The organism is Enterococcus sp. AZ101 (assembly GCF_050499005.1).
Lineage (GTDB): Bacteria > Bacillota > Bacilli > Lactobacillales > Enterococcaceae > Enterococcus_L > Enterococcus_L ureilyticus.
Window position 1 is genome coordinate 213,705 of the sequence record NZ_JBMHEZ010000003.1, and the last position, 24,520, is coordinate 238,224.

Annotated in this window: 25 protein-coding genes; 5 read left to right on the forward strand and 20 right to left on the reverse strand. The window is 36.3% G+C overall.

Annotation, left to right across the window (positions count from 1 at the left end):
- Nucleotides 1-21: 21 nt before the first annotated feature.
- The 13 genes from IGJ50_RS14900 to IGJ50_RS14960 all read right to left on the reverse strand — a co-directional run bounded on the left by IGJ50_RS14900 (nt 22) and on the right by IGJ50_RS14960 (nt 13,789).
- The gene (locus IGJ50_RS14900; RefSeq protein ID WP_069641077.1) at nt 22-738 is read right to left on the reverse strand and encodes a winged helix-turn-helix transcriptional regulator; all 717 of its coding nucleotides are present in this window, start codon (nt 736-738) and stop codon (nt 22-24) included.
- A gap of 359 nt (nt 739-1,097) precedes the next feature.
- Entirely contained in the window at nt 1,098-2,198 is a 1,101-nt protein-coding gene (locus IGJ50_RS14905; RefSeq protein WP_429951156.1) for a tyrosine-type recombinase/integrase, read from the reverse strand.
- A 528-nt stretch (nt 2,199-2,726) separates the two neighbouring features.
- Nucleotides 2,727-3,644 (reverse strand): helix-turn-helix transcriptional regulator, encoded by a 918-nt coding sequence (locus tag IGJ50_RS14910; RefSeq protein ID WP_069639224.1) that lies wholly within the window; start codon nt 3,642-3,644, stop codon nt 2,727-2,729.
- A gap of 115 nt (nt 3,645-3,759) precedes the next feature.
- On the reverse strand, nt 3,760-4,254 hold the full coding sequence (locus tag IGJ50_RS14915) for a DUF1456 family protein (protein ID WP_069639223.1): 495 nt from the start codon (nt 4,252-4,254) through the stop codon (nt 3,760-3,762).
- A 200-nt stretch (nt 4,255-4,454) separates the two neighbouring features.
- Nucleotides 4,455-6,086: a peptide ABC transporter substrate-binding protein gene (locus tag IGJ50_RS14920; RefSeq protein WP_429951159.1), complete on the reverse strand. Its 1,632-nt coding sequence runs from the start codon at nt 6,084-6,086 to the stop codon at nt 4,455-4,457.
- Nucleotides 6,087-6,117: 31 nt separating this feature from the next.
- Nucleotides 6,118-7,194, reverse strand: coding sequence for a M42 family metallopeptidase (locus tag IGJ50_RS14925; RefSeq protein ID WP_207120353.1), 1,077 nt, complete (start codon nt 7,192-7,194; stop codon nt 6,118-6,120).
- Nucleotides 7,195-7,222: 28 nt separating this feature from the next.
- Entirely contained in the window at nt 7,223-8,335 is a 1,113-nt protein-coding gene (gene ald, locus IGJ50_RS14930; protein ID WP_069639221.1) for an alanine dehydrogenase, read from the reverse strand.
- Nucleotides 8,336-8,845: 510 nt separating this feature from the next.
- The gene (gene lacD / locus IGJ50_RS14935) at nt 8,846-9,841 is read right to left on the reverse strand and encodes a tagatose-bisphosphate aldolase (protein ID WP_069639220.1); all 996 of its coding nucleotides are present in this window, start codon (nt 9,839-9,841) and stop codon (nt 8,846-8,848) included.
- Between the two features lie 10 nt (nt 9,842-9,851).
- Nucleotides 9,852-10,892 (reverse strand): galactitol-1-phosphate 5-dehydrogenase, encoded by a 1,041-nt coding sequence (locus tag IGJ50_RS14940; protein WP_429951161.1) that lies wholly within the window; start codon nt 10,890-10,892, stop codon nt 9,852-9,854.
- Between the two features lies 1 nt (nt 10,893).
- Nucleotides 10,894-12,249 (reverse strand): PTS galactitol transporter subunit IIC, encoded by a 1,356-nt coding sequence (locus tag IGJ50_RS14945; RefSeq protein WP_429951163.1) that lies wholly within the window; start codon nt 12,247-12,249, stop codon nt 10,894-10,896.
- A 15-nt stretch (nt 12,250-12,264) separates the two neighbouring features.
- Complete coding sequence (gene gatB, locus IGJ50_RS14950; protein WP_069639217.1) at nt 12,265-12,543, reverse strand: PTS galactitol transporter subunit IIB; 279 nt, start codon at nt 12,541-12,543, stop codon at nt 12,265-12,267.
- An 18-nt stretch (nt 12,544-12,561) separates the two neighbouring features.
- The gene (locus IGJ50_RS14955) at nt 12,562-13,005 is read right to left on the reverse strand and encodes a PTS sugar transporter subunit IIA (RefSeq protein WP_429951165.1); all 444 of its coding nucleotides are present in this window, start codon (nt 13,003-13,005) and stop codon (nt 12,562-12,564) included.
- A gap of 16 nt (nt 13,006-13,021) precedes the next feature.
- The gene (locus IGJ50_RS14960; RefSeq protein ID WP_069639234.1) at nt 13,022-13,789 is read right to left on the reverse strand and encodes a DeoR/GlpR family DNA-binding transcription regulator; all 768 of its coding nucleotides are present in this window, start codon (nt 13,787-13,789) and stop codon (nt 13,022-13,024) included.
- A 191-nt stretch (nt 13,790-13,980) separates the two neighbouring features.
- Between IGJ50_RS14960 and IGJ50_RS14965 the strand changes: the two genes are divergently transcribed.
- From IGJ50_RS14965 to IGJ50_RS14975, 3 genes are all read left to right on the forward strand, one after another.
- A complete protein-coding gene (locus tag IGJ50_RS14965; RefSeq protein ID WP_069639215.1) occupies nt 13,981-14,919 on the forward strand; it encodes a 1-phosphofructokinase family hexose kinase in 939 nt (312 codons plus the stop codon).
- A gap of 81 nt (nt 14,920-15,000) precedes the next feature.
- Entirely contained in the window at nt 15,001-15,291 is a 291-nt protein-coding gene (locus IGJ50_RS14970) for a hypothetical protein (RefSeq protein WP_069639214.1), read from the forward strand.
- Nucleotides 15,292-15,309: 18 nt separating this feature from the next.
- On the forward strand, nt 15,310-16,257 hold the full coding sequence (locus IGJ50_RS14975; RefSeq protein ID WP_429951168.1) for a LacI family DNA-binding transcriptional regulator: 948 nt from the start codon (nt 15,310-15,312) through the stop codon (nt 16,255-16,257).
- 37 nt (nt 16,258-16,294) lie between these two features.
- Here IGJ50_RS14975 and IGJ50_RS14980 read toward each other — a convergent pair whose 3' ends face one another.
- The 6 genes from IGJ50_RS14980 to IGJ50_RS15005 form a co-directional block, all read right to left on the reverse strand.
- Complete coding sequence (locus tag IGJ50_RS14980) at nt 16,295-16,693, reverse strand: DUF1801 domain-containing protein (RefSeq protein ID WP_069639212.1); 399 nt, start codon at nt 16,691-16,693, stop codon at nt 16,295-16,297.
- A gap of 24 nt (nt 16,694-16,717) precedes the next feature.
- Nucleotides 16,718-17,140 carry a GyrI-like domain-containing protein gene (locus tag IGJ50_RS14985; protein WP_429951170.1) on the reverse strand — a complete coding sequence of 141 codons (423 nt, stop codon included), beginning with the start codon at nt 17,138-17,140 and terminating at the stop codon, nt 16,718-16,720.
- A gap of 183 nt (nt 17,141-17,323) precedes the next feature.
- The gene (locus IGJ50_RS14990) at nt 17,324-18,061 is read right to left on the reverse strand and encodes a YebC/PmpR family DNA-binding transcriptional regulator (RefSeq protein WP_069639210.1); all 738 of its coding nucleotides are present in this window, start codon (nt 18,059-18,061) and stop codon (nt 17,324-17,326) included.
- A gap of 205 nt (nt 18,062-18,266) precedes the next feature.
- On the reverse strand, nt 18,267-18,476 hold the full coding sequence (locus IGJ50_RS14995; protein ID WP_069639209.1) for a hypothetical protein: 210 nt from the start codon (nt 18,474-18,476) through the stop codon (nt 18,267-18,269).
- A gap of 79 nt (nt 18,477-18,555) precedes the next feature.
- The gene (locus IGJ50_RS15000) at nt 18,556-18,948 is read right to left on the reverse strand and encodes a YxeA family protein (protein WP_429951172.1); all 393 of its coding nucleotides are present in this window, start codon (nt 18,946-18,948) and stop codon (nt 18,556-18,558) included.
- 191 nt (nt 18,949-19,139) lie between these two features.
- On the reverse strand, nt 19,140-19,604 hold the full coding sequence (locus IGJ50_RS15005) for a VanZ family protein (RefSeq protein WP_069639233.1): 465 nt from the start codon (nt 19,602-19,604) through the stop codon (nt 19,140-19,142).
- A gap of 154 nt (nt 19,605-19,758) precedes the next feature.
- Here IGJ50_RS15005 and IGJ50_RS15010 point away from each other — a divergent pair, with 154 nt between their 5' ends.
- Together IGJ50_RS15010 and IGJ50_RS15015 are read left to right on the forward strand one after the other, a co-directional pair.
- Nucleotides 19,759-21,564, forward strand: a complete 1,806-nt coding sequence (locus IGJ50_RS15010) for a M3 family oligoendopeptidase (protein ID WP_429951174.1) — start codon at nt 19,759-19,761, stop codon at nt 21,562-21,564.
- A 204-nt stretch (nt 21,565-21,768) separates the two neighbouring features.
- Complete coding sequence (locus IGJ50_RS15015) at nt 21,769-23,046, forward strand: ISL3 family transposase (RefSeq protein WP_429951176.1); 1,278 nt, start codon at nt 21,769-21,771, stop codon at nt 23,044-23,046.
- 136 nt (nt 23,047-23,182) lie between these two features.
- On the opposite strand, the gene IGJ50_RS15020 is transcribed toward IGJ50_RS15015, so the two are convergent.
- On the reverse strand, nt 23,183-24,487 hold the full coding sequence (locus tag IGJ50_RS15020; protein ID WP_207120182.1) for a PcsB-like coiled-coil domain-containing protein: 1,305 nt from the start codon (nt 24,485-24,487) through the stop codon (nt 23,183-23,185).
- Nucleotides 24,488-24,520: the final 33 nt, after the last annotated feature.

Here is a 24,520-nt window from a genome sequence, read left to right on the forward strand (position 1 = left end):
TTTTTACGGTTTATGCTGCGATCAATTCATCAACATATACCCTTTTGAGCGAATTGTTTTAATGTATCCATTCGCATGATCTTCATTTTCGATTTTCCTACGTAGATGATAAATGATGTTCGCCACTCGGTATTGTTTGTCTTCATCTCCACCATCCCAAACATTTTTATAAATCTCCTCATAGGTCAGAGCCTGCCCAACATGATTACTTAATAGTTCAATCGTTCGAAATTCAAGTTTCGTCAAATTTACTTCTTGGCTGCCGTTTAATAACACGCTAAAATTAGAGTGAACAAGTTCGATCTTCTTAGGTACATCGGATTCTTGAAGCGGAGTCTCTTCATAAACTTTAAGTTCTCTTTGTTTTTTTTCAGAGTAACGCTTCAAATGACCTTGAATTAATAAAACCAGCTCTTCTGAATCAATCGAAGTATCGATAATTGCATCTGCTCCCAATTTCAGGTAGACGATTCTTGTAGATTTATCTGTATTTTGAGATAAAACCCATACTAAAGCAGAAGTTTGTTCACGAATCTTTATTATAGATTCACAAATTAGACTCATTTGATTGTCTGATTCCTCTTCTTCAATGATAAGTGCATCTAACTCGCAAGTTTGCCTTTCCCATTTGTGTTTTTTTTTCAAGTAGTGAACATTGTATTCTGACTCTTTCAACGCCTTTATGTATGTAGTGTTCTCTATTTCGGGATTAGACGAAACAACGCCAATATTGTACATGTCCTTTCTCTCCTTCATATTCTATGTTTATTCATTTTTCCTGATCACAACCAATATTATATTTGCAGTATTATAAAATAGTTTTTATACTATTTAAAATGGAGATTTTATGCTCGTAAATATTTCTTGTTTTTCGATAAAACAAGAAATAGTGATTTTCATGCTTTAATATCACTATTTAAATCTTTATTCTGACGGCTAATTTGACGGCGGATAAAAATAAAAAAAAGAAACGATCTCAAAAAAATGAAATTCAGCATATGAGAAAAACATTTAAAAAAACAATATTATGTAACATCTGTTATGAAATAAAAAAAGGGCATCTTATATCTAGGTAGATTTTAAAAAAATGAAAAAGGTCATAGAGACCCTAACTTCGCGATTGCTGCTCTTTGTTCTTCTAAGAATGAGTTTGTATAGGTATCTAGCGTTAGCTTTATTGATGAATGTCCTAATAATGAACTAATTGCAGCGATATTGACGCCTAATTCTACACAACGAGTAGCAAAAGTATGGCGGAGCGCATGAAAAGACACATTATCTAACCCAATTATTTTCTTGATCTTTTCAAAACGATAACTTACCGTCCTAGGTTCAATCGGCTGACCTTGATTCGTCACAACATAATCCGAAACTGTTTGATTTTTCAATTGTTTCAAGGCTTTTTTCACCTTTTCAGAAAGTGGTATAATTCGATTTGCATTGGTCGTTTTAGGTTTTGTTTCAATAATTTTCGTCTTTTGACCCGAAATAGTTGGGAGAGCAATTCGTTGTTTTGTTCGCTGAACTTTTAGTACTGAGGATTCAAAATCAATATCTTCCCACTTCAAAGCACAAATTTCGCCAATACGCATTCCTGTTTCTAAGGCTAATAGGATGGGTAATCCTTTGATCGACTTCATAGACTCAACTTCTACCGCCTTTTGTTGCACACGATTTAATGCACGAACTTTGGGTTTATCAATTTTAGGCAAGATGATCCGTTCACAGGGATTTAAGTAAATGTATCCTCGCTCTTTCGCCGCTTCTAGACAGCTTTTTACAATACGAAATACAATATGAATCGAACTTGCAGCTAATGATTCGGTTAACTTTTTAACTAGCTTATCCATATCAGCTGCTGTGATTTTTTTTAAGGTGTAGTGTTCTAAGCTAGGTAAAACATATAGTTGAAGCTTATTAGTGTAACTAGCATACGTACTTTCTTTTATTGTTGGTGCCATGATCTCCGTTAACCAAAGATTGGCCCACTCCCCAAATGTTCCATAAAATTCTTTATTTGCCCCAGTGTAACTGCTTGTTTTCTGTACTTTTTTATCAAATAACTGTTCTTTTACTGAACGATAAGAACGAGCATAAATATAGCCATAGTGAATCGTTCCATCTATTTTTCTTGCTTTAGGGTATCTCCCCTCCCATCGTCCATCTTTTCGTTTATAAATATTCTCTCCTTTGGCCAAAAAAATCAAATCCTTCCTATATTATTGACGGCGAATCTGACGGCGGTAAAAAATAACCGATTATTCGCTCAATTCTTTATTCTGCCCCATAAAAGTAAACTATTTCTTTAGAATTCTCATTTTTTTCATTTTTTCTACAAAAAATTGAAAGTTTATATCGTTTTTTTATCCATTTGACTATTGATTTATCATTTACAAACCAATAGAATAGATTTAGATAGAGAAAAAAATTGGAATTTATAAAAAACACTTCTTGTTTTATCGAAAAACAAGAAGTGTTTTTTTGTGATAATACTACATTTATACCTTTTTCATTTTCCTTTTTTTATCAACTTTTTTATACGAAATGATTCAAAAAAAAATAATAATTATCTTTTTCCGTTTCAAAAAAATATTTTAACTGACTGACTATGTTAAACGCAATTTTTTCCTTAATTTTAACAACTAAAAAAAACCTTGCATTATTTGAGATAAAAACGAACAATACTAAGGTTTGATTATTATTTAATTCACTCATCTAAGCAATCTTTAATACGTTTTGCTCAATTTAACTATTTCTTGCTGGTGTATTTCCTGTAATTCAGCAGGTGCAATCACTTTAACACCATTACCAAACATCAGTAAAAATGGCAGAATTGTTTTTTGCTGGTTAGCATAGATCCTCACATCAACGTGACTATCTGTCACTTCTATTTCATTTTCAGTATAGTAATCATAAAGCTTTCCTAAATCTTTTTTTCTAAAACGTAAATGAATCAGCTCTTCGTTCACTTCAAGGCGTCTTTTATTCGGAGGCGTGATGCTTGTAAACGTGGCTTCTTGTATCCTTAAGCACCGGATTCTAGTCACTTTAAAATATCTAAACGCTTCGCGCTCCTCACAATACGAGTAGATATACCAGCTTCCATTCAGCAACATCAGTTCATAAGGATGAATCACCCTTTCTGTCCACTCACCTTTATTATCTATATAATCAATCACTAGCTTTTTATTTTGCTGCAAGGCACGATTGATGGTATTGATTTTTTCTTTCGTTTGGACCTCAATTTCCGGACGATGCATCGTTGGTGAATCAAATGAAAAATGCGACCTCCAGTGATTGCCCTGATTCGAATCAGCTTGTAACAGCGTAATTTTTTCTTTGATCATATTCTGTTGATCAAAAGTGCCAAACAAGCCTTCTTTGACTTCTAACGCATTAAGAATATCCTGCTTTTCTGTTGTACTATAAGTATATGTTCGTAGTTTAAATGAGTTCATTAAAGCAAAACCACCATTACGACCTGGATGGGAAATAATCGGAAATCCTGCTAATTCAATGGTTTCAATATCTCTAAAAATCGTTCTTTTAGTTACCTTAAAGCGGTCTGCTAATTGAGCAGTCGAAATGAGGTCGTGATCTAAAAGTAAGACGATTATTGCGAGTATTCGTTCAATTTTTTTCATATGATTTTCTCCTGTAAATTTTTATCTACTGCTTAGCTATTAAAAAAGGGACAAAGCTAGCGTTAATTCCCCTAGATTTATCCCAATAATTATTATTTTGCTTTAGTTGGATCGCTTATTCTCGATATCTGATCGCTAACCCTTTTAGAAAGTTTCTTGCGTAACGGTCACCACATTCTTTATAATTCCGATGACCTTCTTTTCTAAGAATGGCACTTAATTCACTATCAGAAGCATAGACGCCCGCAAGTCTTAATACATCCAGCATGTCGTCACTTGTTAAAGTTAAGGCAATTTTGACTTTTTTCAACAATACATTGTTAACATTGCTTTGACTATTGATTAGGAAAGTTGGTTTAGGTGCTACCCCATTTTTAACAGGCGGTTTGCCTCTTTTGAAGGTAATCAAGCCATTTAGAAATGACTCTAATGTTCGATTACTACACACAGCATCTCGGGGAAGTTCCTCTTCTTCATTTTGTTTCGTTAATAATGTTCTCAGTTCATCCCTAGTGATGTCAAGATCACCTAGTTTGAAAATCTTGATCATATCCGTGTCTTTAATATCCAATGCATAGCGCAAGCGAATGAGTATATCGTTATTATTCATTTTTCTCCTCCAGAACCTATATCATCATTTCTTTAGTATAAAGCTTTCTTTGAAAGAATGCATCTATTTATTTTTTATTTGAGTGGTCATTTTCACTTGTTATAGATAGTTTAGATTGATCCATAATCGATCACCTCATTTAATTAGAGACAAAAAACAGCTTGAAAATTGACTTTTCAAGCTGTTCCTTTTGTCTCTAATTACTTAACGGACACATTTTTATAGTAAGGTGCGCCAATGGCACGATACACTAATCCTTCTACACGATCATTCACTAAGAATGCCTCTGATGCTTGGTATAATGGTGTAACTGGTGAATTATCCATCAATACTTTTTGTGCATCTAATAATGTATCCCAACGTTTTTCATTTTCAGTGGCATAGGTTGTTGCTGATTCTTTTAATAATTTATCAAACTCTTCGTTGCTGAATTTACCATAGTTTTGTTCTCCGCCTGTTCTAAACAATTGTAAGAAGTCATATGGATCAGCATATGTTGCTGCCCAACCGGCTAAAACAACATCGAAATCCCCTTTGCTCATTTGATCTAAACGGTTTTTAAATGGTACACTTGAAATCGTTACTTTTAGACCACTTAGGTTTTCTGTCAATAAGCCTTGAACGTATTCAGATAATTTTTTCGCTGAATCTGTATCTGATGTCAATAGTGTAATCGCAGCTGAGTCAACGCCTAATTCTTTCTTAGCCTCTTCCCAAAGTTTTTTGCCGCCTTCGATATCTGTCTTCATTAAAGCGCCTGCTTCTTCAGCAAAATCTTTCCCGGTTTCTTGGTTGTTAATTCCTTTAGGCACAAATGCTTCAATAGCCATTGAACCATCTTTTAGAATATTTTTAGCGATTTGATCTGAGTTGATTAATTTAGTGATGGCATTTCGCGCATTTTTATTCGCGAATACTTTGTTTTCAGTATTGTATTGTAAGTAGGATGTTGATGGATAAATACGCGTAACCAATTCTGGGTTTTCTTTTTCTTGGTCGACATATTCCCCTTTAATTGGCGCAACATCTGTTTCACCTGCTTTAAACAAGTTAACATTTGTACCAATTTCTTTACTTACTTGAACATTGACTTCGTCTAATTTAACGTTGTCGGCATCTCTATACTTGTCATTTTTTACATAATTCCAAGTAATGCTTGTGCCATCCCAATCAGCAAGTGTAAATGCACCATTATAGATCATGTTGTCGCTATTTGTCCCATAATCTTTGCCTTTTTCTTCGACAAATTTTTCATTCAATGGATAAAATGTTGGTTTTGCTAAAAGAGAAGATAAATATGGAATCGGGTATTCTAAATTGATTTCTAATGTATAATCATCAACTGCTTTAACGCCTAGATCAGCAGCTGGTTTTTCGCCTTTAGAGATTGCTTGATAGTTTTCAAAGCCATCAAATAAATAGGCATATTCTGAACCAGTTTTTGGATCGACCGTCCGTTTCCATGAATAAACAAAGTCATTCGCTGTTACTGGATCGCCATTACTCCATTTTGCGTCCTCACGTAATTTGAATGTATAAGTTTTTCCATCATTGGTTGGAGACACAACTTCTGTAGCGATTGCGGGTGCCGAAGTACTGTCATCTGCAAATTCATACAACCCTTCCATCACTTGACTGATTGCAGAAAAACTAACAACGTCTGTCGCTTGTGAAATATCCATCGTAGGCAATTCAGCACTTTCAATTACTTTTAATACTTGTTTTGTCTCTCCAGTCGACTCTTCTTTCTTACTCCCTGAATTACATGCAGCAAGTGCGAAAACTAATGCACCTACAGCAACCGTTGTGAATGCCCATTTTTTCATGTTCATTTTACGATTCCCCCTAATTTCTTTTCTATTATTAAAAGCTGTCGATCATGTCTGCTGTTAATTCATTCACGATAGCGACTGCTAATTGCTGTGCTGTTTGATAATCTTCATAAGCCACATAGCCATAATGGGTATGTGCATAACGGACAGGAACACCAATTACGATAGCTGGTACTCCTTTATTGGTTAAATTAATTATTGCACCATTTGTTCCGCCGCCTTTTCTAACGGAGCTTTGCATTGGCAAATCGTACTTGTCAGCTACCTCTTTGGCAAAACGCTGAAAGCGTGGATTTGTAATCATCGAGACATCAAAATTTCTGAGCATTGGACCACGTTTTAACCCAGATTGAATCATGTATTCTTCTGAAAATGTGTCATCTGCTGGACAGCCTTCAAAAACGATGGCCAGATCTGGTTTCACATTATTCATTGCAACAGTTGCGCCTCGCTCACCGACCTCTTCTTGAGCGGTCATGGTTCCAATCAAATTGAATGCGGATTCTTTTTTAGAGAGCTCGCTTAGGGTTTCTAGTAAACAAGCACAACCAATTCGGCAGTCAAACGCTTTTCCTAACATCACATCTGTCGCTTCCAAATATTCAAACGTTACATCCGGAATAACTGGATCTCCGATTGCAATATTCAACTTATCGACAACTTCTTGAGCACTTGTACAACCCACATCGATCACCATGTCATCAATTGTTTGAACTTCTTTTCGTTCAGCATCTGTCATAAAATGCGGTGGTTTGCTGGCAATAATTCCAGGGATTTCTTTGCCCTGTGCGGTCTTGATTCGTACGCGATGAGCAGGCACAGTATTAGGTACCCAACCACCTAAAGGTAAAAAGCGCAAGGTTCCATTTGGTTTGATTGCTTGAACGATGAAGCCAACTTCATCACTATGAGCATCGAAAACAATCGTTGGCTTATCTGCTTTTTGCTCACCAACTTTCATATAAACATTGCGAATATGGTCCTCTGTCACTTGTGCAAACGAGTCTGAAAATTCTTTGGCTATAGCGACAACATCATCTTCAAATCCCGAAACACCAGAAGCATTTGATAAGCGTTCAATTAAATGTAGTGACTCTTTCTTTATCATTTGTAGGACATCCTCCTTGAATAGTTCATTATAAAACAGTTTGAATAGATGAATATGGTAAGTCTAAATCTATCGCAACTGCCTGATTTGTCAGTGCTCCGTTTAGTGTATTTATACCTGAACGTAAAGCGGGGTTTTGTTCCGCAGCTTGTTCAAATCCGTGATTGGCTAGCTCTACTATATATTGTAAGGTCGCATTCGCTAAAGCAAACGTTGCTGTTTGAGGAACCGCGCCCGGCATGTTCGCCACAGCATAATGGATTACATCATGTTTAACATAGGTCGGATATTGATGCGTTGTTACTTCGTCGATCGTTTCAAAAATACCACCTTGATCGATTGCAATATCAATAATCACTGAATGTTCCGGCATTGAGACAACCATTTCTTCTGTGACCAAAACCGGTGCCTTACGACCAGGAATCAGGACTGCTCCGATTACAAGGTCCGCTTCTTTCACTGCTTCTTGGATATTGAAATGATTCGAAACTAGTGTCTTGATTGCGCCATTGAATTGATTATCGATTTCTTGTAATTTCTTGATATTTACATCTAAAATCGTAACGTCAGCACCAAGACCTAAAGCGATTTTCGCTGCATTACAACCAGAAATCCCACCACCGATGATTGTTACTTTGCCTTTTTTTACACCTGGCACACCACCGAGCAAGATCCCTTTTCCTGTAGGAACTTTTTCTAAAAATTGGGCACCAATCTGCGCTGCTAAACGGCCAGCTATTTCACTCATTGGCGCCAATAATGGTAATTCACCGTTAGATAATTGAACACTTTCATAAGCAAGCGTTTTCGTTTTACGCTTCATCAGCTCTTCCGCTAGTGGCTTATTCGCAGCTAAATGAAGGTAAGTGAATAAAGTCAAATCTTCTCTTAAGTATTCATACTCTTCTTTTAATGGTTCTTTTACTTTTAAAACTAATTCTTGTGCCCAAGCCTCTTTGGCCGAGCTTACAATTCTAGCACCAACTGCTTGATATTCTTCATCACGGATAGATGCACCTAAACCAGCATTGGTTTCAACAAATACTTCATGTCCGTTTCTAATCAAATCTAAAACCCCTGAAGCTGGTAATGCTACACGATTTTCGCCATTTTTTATTTCTTTTGGAATGCCAATTTTCATTGTTCAGGACCCTTTCTAACTCATTGCTTATCTTTTTATTCTATAAGCTACTTATCTAGATTATAGTTTAATGAAAGTTTATCTGCAATACATAGAAAAAAATTTTATTTCCTCTTACTTTTTTAATCTTTTCTTTATAAAAAATGTCTAAAATAAACCATGATTCGGTTTATTTTAGACATTTTTTATTAGCCAACCTCAACTTTGCCCTCTTCTTTGCTCCTTGTGTTATAAGCTCTATAGTTTTTTTAAACTACTTATTGGGCCTTAAGTACTAAGGAAAGCAATGATAAATCGGTTATTTCGCTTATTCTTTTTTTTGAAAGAAGGTCTCTCTTGTTTTTTGAATATACTCGCTAGGACTTATTGACTGATAAATAAAAAGCGAGGTAAAAAATCCACCTTGCTTTTTATTTTCTTTATAATTATCTTTTTTTATTGTATAGTAAAGACAAAGCTGAGGTTGAGATAAACATCGTTCAGGTGTGAGAGTTTGGACTACTGTCTATCTTATACCTCGTTTTTTTCGATTTTGTTATGCCAAGAAGTGGCTGTGGATTGTAACACTTTATTTAGTTGACTGATATTCTGACGTCCATCAGCATTCAGCCAGTCTTTTGCTACAGCTTCACCATTATTGATAAATGGTTCTACACCATTTGCCCAAGTTGCTCTTCCGCATAAAACACCGTTAAAAGTGGATTTTGCGTTAGCCGCAAATTGTAGCGTTTCTTGGAATAAGTTCGCGCTTACTCCAGCGCTGAGAAAAATAAAGGGTAATGCAGTTGCTTGACTTTGCTCTTTAAAGTGAGCCATTGCTGCTTCTTGTGTATAACAAGTTTTTAGCCCATAGCCTTCAACATAATTCATATTCACTGGCACTTCTACTTTTAAAACATCTACATTATAACGATCTTTTGAAAATTCCTTCATCATTTTATTGACCTTATGCGGTTTGATTTTTGCATACTCTATTGAATTTGGATCAAGCCCACCTGCGTCATAAGAAATCACTTCTAAGAAAAATGGTAACTCTTCTGCTAAACATTCTGAACCAATTCTTTCGATAAAAATGTGTTTTTCTTCGTTGATTGCCTTCTCCTCATCAACATCATAATAGAGTAAAAACTTACACGCATCTGCTCCCGCTTCTTTCAAGCGTTTTACTGACCATTCCTTTAAAATATCTGGTAACCGACCAGGCTTAGCAGTATCGTAACCTGTTTTTTCATAAGCTAATAATAGACCTGCTGTTTCCGCTCGTTCTTTTGCAGCAGGTAAGCCATATTCTGGATCTAAAAGAATAGAAGAAGCATATGGGGTCAATTCTTTTGAAACAAGTGTTTTGAACTGACTGATTTGTTCTGCGTTTGCAGTCTCTTGCTGATATTTCTCGATCATTTTCTTTAATGCGCCTCGTTGATCAATTGCCAAAGCACTAATAATACCAAATTCGTTTGATACTCGTTGTAATGCTTCATATTTTTTCTGACTGATTTTCTTCATATATATCCTCTCATTCTGGATGGATTTCGTATAATACTTTTACTTGTTCCGATTCCTTTTTTCTCATTTCTTCAAATGGTATTGCTTGATCCTCTAAAGAATAGACACCTGTAATTAAAGGATTCACGTCGATTTCTTTTTTCTCCATGTAACGTAGACCTGCTGTCCACTCATAACCTGGAAATGGTGCTGAATACGACATCCAAGAACCTGTTATTTCTAATTCACCACGTAAGATCTTCTCAAAATCATTTGGGGTAAAGACCACTTCCTTTGTACTAGTTCCAACATAGCTAACTTTCCCCTTTTTTTGAACAAAGCGAACTGCTTGAACTTGAGTAATTGCACTACCTGCTGTTTCAATCACCACTTCCGGTAATTCATGGGTTTCAAAATATTCTTCTAGCGAACAATCATTAGGATTAACTAAATGATCTGCGCCGATTGTTTTAGCTATTGTTAATTTTTTTTCATTCAGATCAACAACTATTATATTGCCTACACCTTTTGCGCGTAAGGCCAACAGTGTTAATAAGCCTATCGTTCCAGCTCCTAAAACCATCACACTTACTCCAGCATGAAGTGTTACTCGCTCAATTCCATGAATTGCTACTGTTAATGGTTCTAATAATGCGGCTTCTTTTAAAGACAAACTAGCGGGTACTTTTATACAGTTTCTTGCTGGCACTGAAATATAATCAGCCATCGCTCCTTGTTCTCTAGACCCTATAAAGCTATAGTGCGTACACATTGCCGGCTCACCTTTTTGACAGTCTTCACATGTACCACAAGGAATAAGCGGTGCAACAGCCACTCGGTCCCCTTTAACAAAATCAGTCACCTCTGACCCTACTGCTTCAATAACACCTGAAAATTCATGTCCTAAAACTTGTGGAAATGCATGTACACCACCTTCAAAATACCTCGGTAAATCCGAACCACAAATACCGCAATAAGCAACCTTTATCAAGACTTTATCTGTTTTAAGTTGAGGCTTTTCTAATTCACGTAGAATCATCTGAGCCTGTCCAACAACTGCTAATGCTCTCAAATTACTCCACTCCTTCTCCATCTATTTCAATATAGAGCGTTTGTCTTTTGTATTTGATGAATGTATAAACAAAACAAGTGATATAAACAAAGAAAATGATAAAGAATCCAAACCCAGTTTCTAAGGTGATTCCTTTTGCTAACAGATAAGTAATCGGGCTACCTGCCTGATCTAAAGAAGAAACACGTTCTCCTTGAGCAACCAAACCAACGTTTTGTCCAAGCTGTGTTTGCAGATTGATCATTTGATTTGAAATCCAAATTGTGACATACATGATCACCGAACCAGAAATCAATGTTCTAAAGAGATTTCCTTTATGCACACCAACAGCTATTGCAATGAAAAAGCCCATTGTTGCTAAGTCTCCAAATGGTAATACTTGATTACCTGGTACGATCACAGCTATCAAGATCGTTAATGGTACAAAAAGCAGGCTTGCGGCAATAACTTGAGAATCACCTAACAATAAAGCTGGATCTAAACCGATTTTTAACTCACTACCTTTAAAATGTTTATCTAATAATTTGCGAGCCGCTTCTGAAATAGGAATAAGACCTTCCATAATTAGTTTTACGACCATCGGCATCAACACCATGACCGCTGCCATTTGTATTGCTAATTGTAATGAATCAGCCACTGAATATTTTGCTAATAATCCAATGATAAAACCAAGAACGGCTCCGACGATCGTTGGTTGTCCAAGCACACCGAGTTTTTCTTCGATTTTCTCAGAAGTAATATTGATTTTGTTGACTCCAGGAATTTTTTCAATTAAATCATCGATCGGTGCTGCAAAAACGCCCATGTAAGCGGATGAACCATGAGGAATCGAGATTCCTTCTAATCCAAAATAATCATCCGTTACTTGACCAAACATATCTCCTAATTTGTAAGCGATCACCGCATGAACGACCACACCTAAAATGCCTAGATAAAAATTACCTGTCGCAACTTGAACGATTGCTCCTGTAAAAGCCATATGCCAAATATTCCAAATGTCAACGTTTACAACTTTTGTCATTTTGAAAACCAACATAATTATGTTGACTACAATTGCTATAGGGATCGCAATCAAACCTAAATCAGAGCCCCAAGCCATGGGTGATGTGCCTGGCCAACCTAAATCGACAACATTTAATCCCAAATTAAAATTTTTGGCCATCGCTTCAGCCGCGGCACCCAGATTATCTGTTAGCAATGAAATCACTAAACCGATTCCGACAAAGCCAATGCCAATCGTAATGCCTGAGCGCAGTGATTTACCGATTCCTTGACCCAATAACAACCCCAATATCATAATCACGATCGGAAGCATCACACTTGCGCCAAGATCGACAATATATTGAATAATCGCCATATTAGTACTCCTTTCTTATTGTTTTAATATGTCTAGTATTTTATTTTCTGTGCCTTCAATATTTATACCAGAAACAAACGCTACACCATGTACAACTGGGACACCATAATCTTTTCTAACCTTGGCTGTCGTTACGATTAGATCCACGCCTTCTTTTTTACTATCCAACTCACTCACACGACATTGAACAACTTCTACTGGGATGTTCTCTTTTTTAGCTAATTCTCTGATCTTGTTTGCCGCAACGGTTGATGTTGCGATTGCACCACCACAAGCAACAATGACTTTTTTCATAATAAATCCACCTTTCATTTATAAATACGCAGAAATAATTGTTTTCATTTTATTCGTATCTTCTGCTTGTGCTAATTTTTCAACAAATCCTTCTTTTTGGATTGATTCAATCAGTTTTTGCAGGATCGATAAGTGTTTTTTCCCTTCTTTGATCGCTAGCATGATAACAACTGATACGTCAATTACATCTTCTTCATCTCCACCCATTTCGTTAAATGGAATCGGACGTTCCAACGTAGCAAACACTAAACGATCTTCATTGACGTAAGTACCATCTGTATGTGGAATCGCCACCCCGATTTTTAATGGCAATCCTGTTGGAAATTCAGCCTCTCTTTCAATCAATGCTTCTAAAAAAGAGTGTTGAACGATTCCTTGTGTTTCTAATTCTGTACTTAGTTTTTCAAATAACTCTTGCTGGGTCCTAACAGACAACTGATGATATAACAATGGCTCCTGCACTTTGCTTCCCTCCTTTCTATTCATCGTCTGCACAATAAATTTCGACTCCTTTCTGACTGATTTTTTCATACGTTTCTGAAGATAAGTCTTCATCTGTAATAATAATATCTATCTCATCAAACATAGCAGTGCGATTAAACGCAATACTGCCAAATTTGCTGTGATCCGCTAAAATAATCGAAGTTTGACTGTGGTGGATCATTTCTTTAGAAATCATTGTTTCTCCCATATGATGATTCGTAATACCCACCTCATCATCAATACCGCCACAACCAAAAAACCCAATATCTACAAAAATATTTTGCAAGTTATTTGAAGCAAATGGTCCATATAGTGAGTCCTCATTTTTACGTAACATTCCTCCTGGTATCAAAAGGTTGATATCTTCACTATGTAACAGTAGGTTGATAATCGGAATTGTATTTGTGATGACTGTAATATTTTTAAAATTCATGATTTCTTTAGCTAGTGCTAAAGTAGTCGTTCCATAGTCTAAATAAATTGTGTCGCCCTCTTCGATATGTTTCGCTGCTTGCTTTGCAATCGCTGTTTTTTCTTCTTGATACTCTCCTTTACGGCGTTCATAATCTGTTTCTTGGTTAGAGCTATCCAGAACGGCCCCACCATGGATTTTCTTGATTAAGCCTTCTTTTTCTAATTCATATAGATCTTTGCGAATGGTTTCTCTTGTCACACGTAATTCTTTACTTAACTTCAAAATTTTAACAGAATGATTCTTTTTTAAAATGTCTAAGATGTAGTCTTTTCTTTCTTGTGCATTCATCTTTTGGCCTCCTAAACTCTTTGTAATCGTTAACATAATAATAGCATCTGCAAATAAAAATGCAACACTTTTTTTGCTTTTATTTTGCTTTAACTTCACAAACTTTGCTTTATCTAACATAAAGCAAAAGTTTTGTTGATTATTTTTGCTTTTGATGCTATTATTTCAGTAAATTAAAGGAGATGATGATAATGATTCATTTGATTTGCCCAAATCCAGCGATCGATCGTACATTATTGATAGAGAATTTCACTGCTGAGACGCCCAACCGCCCCTACAAAGTCAAAGAATTTGCAGGTGGTAAGAGTTTTAACGTTGCTTATGCTTTGGACTTTGAAGAAGGAATGGTTCCTTATTGTATCCATACAATTTTAGGTGGGCGAAATGGGAATTATTTAAAAGAACTCGCCTCAACAAGAGACATCCAGTTAGAGACAATCGAGGTAGATCGCAATACACGATGTTGCTCTATTATTGTAGATACAACAGCCAATAAAATTTATCCTATTTACGAAAATAGCTTCGTGTTAGATGCGCTTTTATTGAATAAATTTACCCAACAACTACTGAAGGCTATCCAGCCTAAAGATACTGTTGTTTTTTCTGGTTCTCTGATGAAAGGAATGCCTGATGATTATATTGCCCAAATTCAAGAACAGTTAAAGGGTCAAGACGTTCGTTTTTTTATTGATACTAGTGGATCCGCTTTAGTTGAAGCATTTCACAAAAATCCTGATGTTATCAAAATCAATGATGAAGAATTAGTTGATTTAGTCCCGGATCATACTTTTACTGAATTAGAAGATTATGCTGATTTTCTGAAGTCAAAAACAGCAGCTGCTATTCCATATTTTATTATCACACTTGGCGCCAAAGGTGTTATTGCAAAGCTAAATCAAAAAATCTATCATCTTTCACTACCGCCTGTAAAAGCTAAAAATCCAATTGCCTGCGGAGATTTTTTTCTAGGTGGATTGGTGAAATATCTCACATTAGAGCAACTAGATGACCTTGATGTCTTAAAAAAAGCCATTAGCTATTCAACAGCAAATGTGTTAAATTGGTTTCCAGAAATGAAGCAAATTGATATTGATCGGTTTGAACAAGAAATTGTTATAAATAATTTGTAACAAACTAAATTAGACAATACCTCTTGACCTGATACGCGTTTCATACTTTATAGTTGAAACAAAGACAGGAGGAGTCACATTATGATGAATGGTATGCTTGAGTTGACAGATCATTTAGGACTTGATTACTACTTTGTTTCTTTAACAAGTTGGGATGACGTACTGGTTATTCGAAGTCTGAATAACTATTGCAAACCAATCGATAAAGCAGTAAAATTGGCTGAAATAGAAGGACTGACCTTTGGTAAAGAAGGCGAGCTTGATTTTGTCTGTTTTGATTATAAAAAAGAACATTATCACTTTCTTGATTATGGCAATCATCTGATGCCTTTTTTAAAGTACATCCTACGACCTTTAAGTGCTAATTACTAGTTTGGAAAGGAGTCGTTTATGGCAAATATTCGTGATATTGCCAAGCTATCTGGCTATTCTGTTGCGACAGTTTCACGTGTTTTAAATGAGCATCCGTATGTCTCTGAAGAAAAACGAGCAAAAATTTTAAAGATTATGCATGAACTTGACTATATCCCGAATAGCAAAGCGCGAGATTTAAGTAGTGGAAAGTCAAAACACATTGCTGTCATGATTCCGTATTCCAATCATCCTTATTCTGAGAAAATCGTCAGTGGCATTTTGAACGCCGCTTTTCGTGATGGCTATAAAGTAACACTTTTACCTACAAATTATGATCTTGAGGTGGAGAAGCGTTATTTAGATGATTTAGCCGCAAAAGCGTGGGATGGGATGATCATCACATCAAAAAAAAGCTCCTTTGAACAAATTGCAAGCTATCTTAAACATGCACCGATCGTTTGTTGTGAAGATACAGCTGATTTTCCAATTGCCTGTGTGTCAATCAAACGTGAAGAGTCTTATATTGATCTGTTCACCAACTTGAAAAAACAAGGTTACCGCACTATTGGCTTAACGGTTGGACGAACAGAAAAGGAAAGTGCCAGCACAGGTTTAATTTTACGCTCTTATAAAGAGGTTATCGGCAGCTTAGAAGAAACTATGCTTGTTAGAAACTGTCGTTCCTTTGAAGATGGGATCCAAGCTGGGATTCATTTTGCAAAGTTAAAAGATCTTGAAGTGATCGTTACAAATGGGGATGATGTAGCCGCTGGGATTTTACAACAGCTTTCTCAAGAAAAAGTAATAGTAATCGGTGAAGAAAACTTACTCTCTAGCCAATTATTAAATTTTTCTACGATTGACCACCATATTGATAAATGCGGAGAAGCAGCTTTTCAGCTTTTACTAGAAGGAAAAATCAGAACGGTCTCTATTCCTTATACATTTATTAAACGACATAAAAAAAGCCCGAGACAAAACTAAAAATCAGTTTTCTTTCGGGTTATTTTTTTCGTTTCATTTACCTTTTATGATACATTAGCGCCTGTTCAATACAAAAAGCCAATTCATTGATTGGAAGTTCTTTATCAGGATCAAGAACAATCGCTCTATTTTTGGAGAATTCTAATCCTTCTCCAAACAAAGCACGGAATTCTTCCACCAAGGTTGTTTGACAATGAAAGAATAAAGCAATTTTTTCAGCACCAAAACGATCGATACGAATTGGGCTCCCAGATTTCGTTATTGTTGTTGCATATGAAGGTTGATTCCATTTTAAGCTTTCTTCAACCTCACCGACAGCGTTCAGACTTGCTGCTGTGCTGAAAATCAATTCTCTGATTTGTAATAACGGTTGACGGTAGCGTTCAGGATATCCTTCAAAAACATTTGCCACATTGCTATCTATTATTGTTTTCATTTCATCCCTCTTTTTTTGAATGACTTATCTTTTCTCTGTCTTGATAGGAATCCATAATTCAGACTTGTATTCCTCAGCCGTCATATCCCCCAATGGATAAAACTCTATTCTTGGCATCTGAGTGTTCTCAATGCTCCCACCCATTTCCCAAGGCACACTTGTTTTGACTTTTAATTGCATCAACGCATTAGGCTTAACAGATTGTTTGTCATCCAGAGCAGTAACACCCGCTGAAATTACACCAACACATTCAACTATTGCCCAGTCAGATTTAGGAATTTGGATAAGTTCTAGGCTACTCGCAGCTGTTCTTTTATCACTTTTCCTCGTTGCTATCAGGTAATTAAAGCGCTCTTGTTTTTCTTGATTACTGTCTGAAACACCAAGTAATCCTTGGATAGTTCCATCTGTCACAGACATCAACTGATTGATTTCTTCTTCTGTCAAACCTGACCAAAAACGAGAAATTCCAAAAAATCCTCTTTCCCTTCCACTTTGGATATTTCTTTTGCATAACCTGCGACAGTCCATGCTTCTTTCGCTTCAATTCGATAATCCATCCTCACATCTCCATTCACTTGATGGCTATAGATTACCACGAAAAAGATGACAACTGTCTGTCATTATTTTTCAATTAAATAATGACATATCCGCTGAGGTATATACTTCCGATACATCATCATCTTCTTCTAATTTGTCGATCAAGACTTGCAATTGTGCTTGTTGATCAGCATCTAACTCAACTAAAGTCTGTGGAACCATTGTTAATTCTGCTTGTGCTAAGGTATAGCCTTCTTCTTCAAGCGTGTCCCGGACCATCGTAAAATCCTCCGGCGCTGTATAAATCTCAAATACCTCTTCAGAAGTTTCTAGATCCTCTGCTCCTGCTTCCAGTACATTTTCAAACATCGTATCTTCATCTACAGATAAATTTGCACGTTCAATTGCGATATACCCTTTCCGATCAAACATATAACTAACAGAACCCGTTTCACCTAGAGAGCCGCCATTTCTAGTAAAGGCAACCCGGACATTGGTTGCAGTTCGATTGCGATTGTCTGTCAATGCATAAACAAGAATCGCCACACCGGCAGGTCCATAACCTTCATAAGTGATTTCATCATAATGCTCATTTTCTCCGACATTGCTTGCCTTTTTGAGTGCACGATCAATATTATCATTTGGCATATTGGCCGCCTTCGCTTTATCCATTACCAATCTCAGTGCTGCATTCGTTGCTGGGTCAACACCGCCTGCTTTAGCCGCCATATAGATTTCTCTTGATAATTTTTGAAAAATTTTGCCTCGTTTAGCATCTTGGGCATTTTTCCTACCTTGAATATTTTTCCATTTACTGTGACCTGCCATTCATTGTTCCTCCTCATAGTAAAGCCTAACATGTGAGCTATGCTTATTTACCTTCTATTTTACTATGCTTCTTAATAGTTGCAACCCTTACTCAGATTTTCGGCGAATCGATCAACAGCTTGCTCTGTTTTTTTCAATGTTACATTTATACAAAATGGAGGGGAAACAAAGCCCGTTCGCTTTTGTTTCCCCTCCATTATCTCGTTCAGTCAATTAGCTCTAGACAAAGCTCCAAGCCCCGCAAAAAAAATGTTTCGCCTGTTTTCAATGGAACAGTCCGCTCTTCTTGCTCACCGTTTAGTAGCTGAATATTCACGCTTTTTGTATCAGGAAAAATCCGATAGGCAAACATTCCCAAGCTAGCTATCGTCCCTGTATCTCTTGCTATAGATTTCTTGATCTCCATCTTTTCCATGACTATCACTCCCCATTTTCAGTATAGAGCAATATCTTTTAAATTTGGTTAGCTTATTTATAAGAGTTTTTTCATTTTACTACAATAATGGTAAAACTTTTTCTGGTAGTTGCTGTTCATTTACTTCTTCCCAATCTAGTACACTTTGGCCTTTAGCCGTTATTTTCAAAAATTTTTCAGGAATAAGTTGTTTGCCGAATGAAATATATTCTAGTTTTCGTATGTCACCATTTTTAGTGTAACAGGATTGTACATAAGCAAAGTTCTCTATTTTACTAACGGCATCTGGGAATTTATAGTCATACTTATTCGTTGTTTTAGTATAAAGAACTTCCGTTTTGACAAGAGGATTAAAACGATCTACGATTGCCGCAGCCGATGATGTATTATTGTATGTATAAATTCTAAGTCCAATGATTATGACTGCCAAGACAATGATTGTCGCAATGATTGATTTACAGAAACGTTTCATTATCTCTCGACACTCCTTTCATCGTCATTTTTATTCATTCTATTTATCATAATAGAATTTTTTTAGGTGATTTTCATCCAGCTTAAGGCTGATTTTTGTATTAAATTAAAAAAAGTGTTTATGCTATACCATTGTAAGCTATAGCGCAAACACTTTTTTTCTCAATAATAGTAAAATTCAAGCATTAATCTTTATTTTTTCCGCATTTTTTTGATTCCAATCACTAGCAAACAAAGAACAACTGCTGTAAGCGCTCCTATAGAATCTAGCATCACATCTTGAAATAAAGGGGTACGACCACCTGTCAACATTTGGTGGTATTCATCTAAACCAGCATATCCTGTTGCTGTAAGCCATGCTACCACAGCTATTAAGAGTGGCTGTTTGATTTTCATATTCAGTCCGATAAACCAACTACCACCTAATAAAAAATAGGTACCAAAATGAGCCCCTTTACGGATAAAGAATTCCACAAATTTTGCATAGCCCCTCGCCTGAATACTCACTTCGCTTCCAGCATAGCCGAATGAAATGCCTTTTAACTGCTCTTTAAATGGTTGGTTGCCCAATAACTTATCTAGTAATCCAACTTGGGATTGTTGTTCATAGGTTTGAGAAGAGCTATAAAATAGAACCGCCATGATCAAAAATGCCATAAATATATAAAAATTACTATTTTTCAACTGTTTTTTCAATTTGTCACCTCGTCTGTTTTATTATAGTAGCCTTTTTGGTTAAAGTAAACAATCACTCAATCTTTTTTCTTATGATATACTAGAAGGTATAGATTAAAGAAAGAAGGAATCATTTATGACGTATTCGCTTGTTTGGGATTTAGATAGCATTTTTCCTGGCGGCAGCCACTCAGTACAATTGGAACAACGACTAACTAAGCTAAAAGAACAAAGTAAACACTATCATCAAAGTATCGAGAAATGGGCACCAGATAATGATGCTGATTATCAGGAATTACAACAAATTTTAGCCTTGCAAGGAGAAATCTCAGATGGTTTCTCTCAATGCAGCAGCTTTATCAACGCGCTATCATCTGCTGATACAAAAGATAAAAAGGCTAAAATTTTATCTGGTGATCTCTTTTCTTTATTACCATCCATTCAGCTTGCAGAAACTATTTTCACTAAAAAGTTGACCGAAATTTCTGAGGATAATTGGCAATCCCTTACTACTTTACCTGTCTTCAAATCAATCGCTTTTCGTTTAAATGAAATTCGTCGTGATGGTTTGCGATTATTGTCAGAGCAAGAAGAGAACATTATCAATACCTTGTCTTTAGATGGATTAAATGCTTGGAGCAGCCATTATGATACTATTGTTGCTAGTATTACCATCCCTTTTGAAGAAGCTGGACAACTCACTGAGCTTTCAGCTGGTCAAGCGTTCAATCGAATGATGAGTGACCCAAATCCAGAGGTTCGTGCAACACTATTCCACGAATGGGAAAAGGCTTGGAGTGAAAAAGCTCCTCTATTAGCGGATACCTTAAATCACTTAGATGGTTTTCGTTTAAGCGATTATAAATTACATGGCGTTACTGATTTCTTAGAAAAGCCACTAAATTATAATCGGATGCAAAAAGAAACACTTGACGTTATGTGGGCAACGATTCAAAAAAATAAACAACCTTTTATCGACTTTTTAACTCGCAAAGCACAACTATTTGGAAAAGAAAAAATGGATTGGCAGGATCAAGATGCACCGATTATTTTAGGCGATTTAAAGGAAAAATCTTATAGCTTTGATGAAGCTGCCGCTTTTATTTTAGAAAACTTTGAAAAGTTCAGTCCTAAGATGGCTACATTCGCTAAAGAGGCTTTTGAAAAAAGCTGGATCGAAGCTGAAGATCGTCCAGACAAACGTCCAGGAGGATATTGTACCGAACTTCCTGAAACAAAAGAATCCAGGATCTTTATGACTTTTGGTAATTCAATCAATGAAGTCGCAACCTTAGCTCATGAATTGGGTCATGCGTTCCATAGCAGCGTGATGTGGGATTTGCCATCACTTGATCGGGAATATGCGATGAACGTTGCTGAGACAGCTAGTACCTTCGCAGAATTGATTGTGGCTGATGCTACCTTAAAAGAAGCTGAGACAGCAGAAGAAAAAATCAATTTATTGGATACTAAAATGCAAAATGCGATCGCAATGTTTATGAATATCCATTCTCGTTTTATATTCGAAAATAACTTCTATGAAGCTCGTCAAAAAGGATTGCTTAGTGAGGATGAAATAACTGAGTTGATGCTTGAAGCGCAACAAGAAAGCTACCAAAACAGCTTAGGAACTTACCACCCACATTTTTGGGCAAGTAAATTGCATTTCTTTATTGACGATGTACCGTTTTATAACTTCCCTTATACATTTGGTTATTTATTCAGTATGGGGATTTATGCATACGCAAATGAACAAGGTAGTGATTTTGAAGATCAATATATTGCCTTGCTTCGTGATACTGCGTCAATGACTTCAGAAGATTTAGCTAAAAAACATTTAGGAGTTGATTTAACCAAACCTGATTTTTGGCAAGCAGGGATCGACCAAGTAATTAAAGATGTAAATGAGTTTATGGACTTAACAGAAGAATATATTAAATAGTATTGAGAAGTTTCAACGGAGATACGTTGAAACTTCTTTTAATTTACATGTAAAAAAAGAACGGCTCTATAATATATTGTGTTGGTGGAAATCAAAAAAGATTTTCTACCAGCACTTTTTTAAGCATTTAAACACAAAAAAGGAACAACTAACTGATAAAATGAAATCGACAAAAACCACAAATCATCAGAAAGGTTGTTCCTTATGGATAAGAATACCAGATTATTGCTCGGACTTACAGACAAAAACCTCCGGTTTGAAGAAAATTGGTTGGAACAAAGACCTGTAAAAGGAGTACAAGCTCAAGTGATTAAAGCTAAGCTGACCTATTCACCTACTTACTGCGAGAAATGTGGGAGCCTCAATCATGGACAAATCATTAAAAATGGCAGTCACACAACAACAGCTCAATTGCCTGTTTTTAATGAACGCCTCACTCTATTAGAACTAAAACGGACACGGTTTCTTTGTCATGAATGTGGTGCTACTTTTCACGCTCATACAGAGCTGATTGAAGAACATCATCACTTATCTAAACAGCTTCAATATCAAATTATGCTTGACTTGAAAAAGAATGTTTCAAGAAAAATGATTGCTCAAAAACACTTTGTTTCAGACATAACAGTCCTTAGAATGATGGAGAGACTATCAAAAAATTATCAAACAAACTGGAACTTCCTCCCTAAAATTCTATGTATCGATGAATTTAAATCCATGAAATCTTGCCAAGAAAGTATGAGCTTTATTTGTGTGGATGGGGAACGGAATCAGTTGTTAGAAGTGCTGGAAGATAGACGACTACACAAATTTACCGCTCATTTCATGCGCTTTACACGTGAAGCTCGGCTACATGTAGCGTATCTCGTAACAGATATGAACGCTAGTTACCATCAACTTCTTCGAACGGTCTTTCCGAATGCTCAATTAGTGACGGATCGCTTTCATATCGTCCAACAAATAAATCGTACGTTGAACCAACTGCGAATTCAAACGATGAACCGCTTAAAAAATTCTAAACCGAAACAATACCGTCGCTTAAAACGCTATTGGAAACTACTATTGAAAGATTCCGATAAATTAGATATAAACTATCGAGCTTATCAGCCCTTATTTAAACGACCACTTAGTCAACAAGATATTGTCGATGAACTGTTGCACTATGATGATGTCCTACGGATAGGCTATGATACAGTTCAATACCTAAAATATGCTTTTTCTCATCGAGAAGATACACTCTTTTTTGAGTATCTTCAACAGCTAGATAATCAGTTACCACAATGGTTCAAAAAGAAATTACTCTTCTTTAAAAAATATAAAGAAGGGATTAAAAATGCTTTTCGCTTCCCTTATTCTAATGGTGTCACTGAAGGGCTAAACAATAAACTTAAGGTAATCAAACGAGTAGCCTATGGCTATCGAAACTTTTATCATTTTCGTTCACGTATTTATATTATTCAAGATCTTATTTTTTCACAACAATAAAAAAAGTCTGATAAGAATGTTCTATCCTTACCAGACCTAGATTTCTATTCAGTTATTTGGCTTACCAACACAATTTGACGTAGAACCAAAAGAACCAGACAGTTGTCTGGTTCTTAAAATATTGGGTTAAATTTGATTACATACGTACAGCAAAGCTTGGTGTAAATGAACCAACATTGCTATATTGAACACCTGTACTTGGATCACCGGCATGGATATAACCGCCACCACCAGTAGCGATCGCTACGTGATAAGAAGCACCTGGGCTACCCCAGAAATATAAATCTCCAGCTTGAGCTTCTGCTACAGAGATACGTGTACCAGCACTTTCTTGTGCAGTAGTAACGCGTCCTAATTGACGTCCAGTAGCTGCGAATGCGTAATAAACTAATCCAGAGCAGTCAAAACTATCTGGTCCTTGCGCACCCCAAACATAAGGTTTACCAACTTGTGCTGCTGCAATAGAAATTGCAGAACCGCCAGTTGATGGTGGTGGTGTTACTTGACCACCGTCGCCGCCTCCTGGAGCTGGAGGTGTTACATCTTGACCGCCGCCGCCACCTGATGGAGGAGTCACTTGTTGGCTACCGCCTCCTGATGGAGGTGTTACGCTTCCAGTATCAGTAGAGCTAGTTTCTTCTGATGAAGCAGTTGTGCTTGATGATTGTTCTGTAGTCGCTGTTGTTTTAGCCGCTGCAGTTTCTTCAGCTGCTTTTTTAGCATTTTCAGTAGCTGCTTTTTCTTGTGCAGCAATACGAGCTTGTTCTGCTACAGCTGCTTCTTTTTCTTTCACTAAGCCAGCTTTTTGATCTTCAGCAGTTGCTCTTTCAGCAGCTAATGTTGTTTGTAATACATTCAAATCTGCTTCAGCTTTAACAAGTTCACCTTTTTGCGCTTCAAGTTCAACTTGATTATCTTGTAATTCTTGTAATTTTTCTTCGTTTTCAGCTTTTTTAGTTTCTACTGATTTTTTGTCTTCTTGTTGTTGTTTCACTAAATCATTGTTTGCATTAACGATCGTAGACATTGCAGTCACACGAGTGATCGCATCAGAAACTGATTTTGCATTCAATAATGCATCCATATAGCTTGTGCTATTTCCATTAACTTGTACGTCACGTGCTTGATTTTGGATCGCAACTTCACGTTTTTCGATACGTTTTGTTAATTGAGTGATTTCTTTTTCTAAGTTTGCAGATGTTTCTCTTAATGTACCTTGTTCAGCTAATAATTCTTCTGCTTTTTCGTTAATAGAAGCAACTTGACTTTGTACAGCAGCCACTTGGCTTTGCGCATCGGCTTCTTGAGATTTCAATCCTGAAATTGCTTGATCTTTTTGTTGAATTTTTGAGTCCACTTCATCTGCTAATGAAACCATTGGTGCTACAGCTGTAAGGGCTAATGAACAAATCATTAGTAATGGCAATACACTTTTCTTCACTATTCATTCCTCCGACTTTTTACTTATAATAAA

Coding starts and splice junctions, on each gene's coding strand:
- IGJ50_RS14900 (WP_069641077.1), bottom strand. CDS start 738: ATGTACAATATTGGCGTTGTTTCGTCTAATCCCGAAATAGAGAACACT.
- IGJ50_RS14910 (WP_069639224.1), bottom strand. CDS start 3,644: ATGAAAAAAATTGAACGAATACTCGCAATAATCGTCTTACTTTTAGAT.
- IGJ50_RS14915 (WP_069639223.1), bottom strand. CDS start 4,254: ATGAATAATAACGATATACTCATTCGCTTGCGCTATGCATTGGATATT.
- IGJ50_RS14920 (WP_429951159.1), bottom strand. CDS start 6,086: ATGAACATGAAAAAATGGGCATTCACAACGGTTGCTGTAGGTGCATTA.
- IGJ50_RS14925 (WP_207120353.1), bottom strand. CDS start 7,194: ATGATAAAGAAAGAGTCACTACATTTAATTGAACGCTTATCAAATGCT.
- ald (WP_069639221.1), bottom strand. CDS start 8,335: ATGAAAATTGGCATTCCAAAAGAAATAAAAAATGGCGAAAATCGTGTA.
- lacD (WP_069639220.1), bottom strand. CDS start 9,841: ATGAAGAAAATCAGTCAGAAAAAATATGAAGCATTACAACGAGTATCA.
- IGJ50_RS14945 (WP_429951163.1), bottom strand. CDS start 12,249: ATGGCGATTATTCAATATATTGTCGATCTTGGCGCAAGTGTGATGCTT.
- gatB (WP_069639217.1), bottom strand. CDS start 12,543: ATGAAAAAAGTCATTGTTGCTTGTGGTGGTGCAATCGCAACATCAACC.
- IGJ50_RS14960 (WP_069639234.1), bottom strand. CDS start 13,789: ATGAATGCACAAGAAAGAAAAGACTACATCTTAGACATTTTAAAAAAG.
- IGJ50_RS14965 (WP_069639215.1), top strand. CDS start 13,981: ATGATTCATTTGATTTGCCCAAATCCAGCGATCGATCGTACATTATTG.
- IGJ50_RS14970 (WP_069639214.1), top strand. CDS start 15,001: ATGATGAATGGTATGCTTGAGTTGACAGATCATTTAGGACTTGATTAC.
- IGJ50_RS14975 (WP_429951168.1), top strand. CDS start 15,310: ATGGCAAATATTCGTGATATTGCCAAGCTATCTGGCTATTCTGTTGCG.
- IGJ50_RS14980 (WP_069639212.1), bottom strand. CDS start 16,693: ATGAAAACAATAATAGATAGCAATGTGGCAAATGTTTTTGAAGGATAT.
- IGJ50_RS14990 (WP_069639210.1), bottom strand. CDS start 18,061: ATGGCAGGTCACAGTAAATGGAAAAATATTCAAGGTAGGAAAAATGCC.
- IGJ50_RS14995 (WP_069639209.1), bottom strand. CDS start 18,476: ATGGAAAAGATGGAGATCAAGAAATCTATAGCAAGAGATACAGGGACG.
- IGJ50_RS15000 (WP_429951172.1), bottom strand. CDS start 18,948: ATGAAACGTTTCTGTAAATCAATCATTGCGACAATCATTGTCTTGGCA.
- IGJ50_RS15005 (WP_069639233.1), bottom strand. CDS start 19,604: ATGGCATTTTTGATCATGGCGGTTCTATTTTATAGCTCTTCTCAAACC.
- IGJ50_RS15010 (WP_429951174.1), top strand. CDS start 19,759: ATGACGTATTCGCTTGTTTGGGATTTAGATAGCATTTTTCCTGGCGGC.
- IGJ50_RS15015 (WP_429951176.1), top strand. CDS start 21,769: ATGGATAAGAATACCAGATTATTGCTCGGACTTACAGACAAAAACCTC.